At 65.4% G+C, this 1534-nt stretch carries 2 protein-coding genes; both read left to right on the top strand.

The annotated features are described in order from the left end of the window. Positions 1 to 85 precede the first annotated feature (85 nt). The gene (locus tag WCB02_RS13080; protein WP_423958648.1) at positions 86 to 538 is read left to right on the top strand and encodes an ArsR/SmtB family transcription factor; all 453 of its coding nucleotides are present in this window, start codon (positions 86 to 88) and stop codon (positions 536 to 538) included. After that, positions 522 to 1040: an SRPBCC family protein gene (locus WCB02_RS13075; RefSeq protein ID WP_423958647.1), complete on the top strand. Its 519-nt coding sequence runs from the start codon at positions 522 to 524 to the stop codon at positions 1038 to 1040. The genes WCB02_RS13080 and WCB02_RS13075 overlap by 17 nt, the downstream gene beginning before the upstream one ends. The last annotated feature ends 494 nt before the right edge of the window (positions 1041 to 1534 follow it).

Raw genomic sequence — 1534 nt, 5'->3', positions numbered from 1 at the left:
CCGTCAGCGTAAGGCTTGACGTCCACGAGTGGCCGCCGTCAGCGTAAGGCTTGACACGTATATACGGCTCGGGTTATATACACTGATGCCATCGACCTGGGCAGCACTCGCGGATCCGCATCGTCGTGAGATGCTCGCGTTGCTACGTGAGCGCCCGCGTGTCGTCGGCGAGTTGGTTGATGCCCTGGGCCTCAGCCAGCCCGGCACCTCGAAGCATCTGCGGGTCCTGCGTGATGCCGGTCTGGTGGTGGCGCACACCGACGCCCAGCGCCGCCGCTATGAGCTTGACCCCGGACCGCTGGCCGAGCTCGATGCCTGGCTTGAGCCGTACCGGCGCACGTGGGAGGCAAGGTTGGACGCCCTGGAGCACCATCTCGATGCCGCCGCTGACCGGGACGCCGGGGAGCACCATCTGATGCCACCGCGGGCGGGCTCGGCGGCAGCCAACGCGGTGCCACAACGAACCGGCTCGACCGCGGCCGACCCGGGGCCACCGGCAAGCACAACTGAAGGGAGAGTTCATGCACGCGAGCTTTGAGACCACGACGGAACGCCCGACCTTGCGCTTCGAACGACGATTGGAGCATCCCCTAGACGCCGTTTGGCGGGCGATAACCGAGCCGTCGGAGCTGGAGCACTGGTTCCCGTGTGCGGTCGCCGGCGAGTTCCGGCTCGGGGGCAGGCTGAGTTTCGACTTCCACGCGGATGGGGTCGACTCGATCACCGGCGAGGTGACCGCGATCGATCCACCGCGCCGTCTGTCGTTCACCTGGGGTGATGACCAGCTTCACTTCGAGCTCGAACCACTGGATGCGGGCGAGCGCCCTGCCACCCGATTGCGGTTCACGGTCGAGCTCGACACACGCGACAAGGCGGCGCGCGATGCGGCCGGCTGGCATGTCTGTCTGGACCGGCTTGATCGGCAGCTTGCCGCCGGTGCGGCGACCGCGTCGACGAATCAGCTCACCGACGAGTGGCGCGGCCACTACGACGAGTACCGCCGCCGTGGCTTCCCGGCCGATGCGCCGCTCCCGACCTGATCGGCAATCCGATCCAGCTGGTGGGCCACCCCAACAATCATCCACCCGAAAATCGTGGCCCCGGATCACCACTAGCTATAGCTAATAGTTAGTCAGCTGGTGAATCTACCTGAGCGACTAGCCGCCCAACGGCTGCCAGTCGGCGAGGTTGACACCACCTCGCGGGATCCGCACGGCAAGCGCGCGCACGCGTCCGGTTGCAAGTGTCAGCACCTCATCAGATTCCCCGAACGAGTTTTCGAACGCAAGCTGGCTGCCGTCTGGCGACCAGACCGGTGAAGAGGCTGAGTTCGTGAACGTCCGCCGGTGCGGGTTGCCACCCGACATTCCGACCGTGTAGATGTCGCTCGGGCACGGCCCTGCGGCTTCACGGCCTCACCGTTTTTTGTGGGAAGTGGCTAGACCAGCACGCGGCGCTTGAAGTTGCGGATCCCCATCATCCAGAAGAACACGGCGAAGCCGATCAGTACCGGGTAGATCACATACAGCGGCAT

The organism is Bradyrhizobium sp., assembly GCF_049581145.1.
In the GTDB taxonomy this organism is placed as follows: domain Bacteria; phylum Pseudomonadota; class Alphaproteobacteria; order Rhizobiales; family Xanthobacteraceae; genus Bradyrhizobium.
This window is presented reverse-complemented; position numbering and strand designations above follow the sequence as displayed.

Coding starts and splice junctions, on each gene's coding strand:
- WCB02_RS13080 (WP_423958648.1), top strand. CDS start 86: ATGCCATCGACCTGGGCAGCACTCGCGGATCCGCATCGTCGTGAGATG.
- WCB02_RS13075 (WP_423958647.1), top strand. CDS start 522: ATGCACGCGAGCTTTGAGACCACGACGGAACGCCCGACCTTGCGCTTC.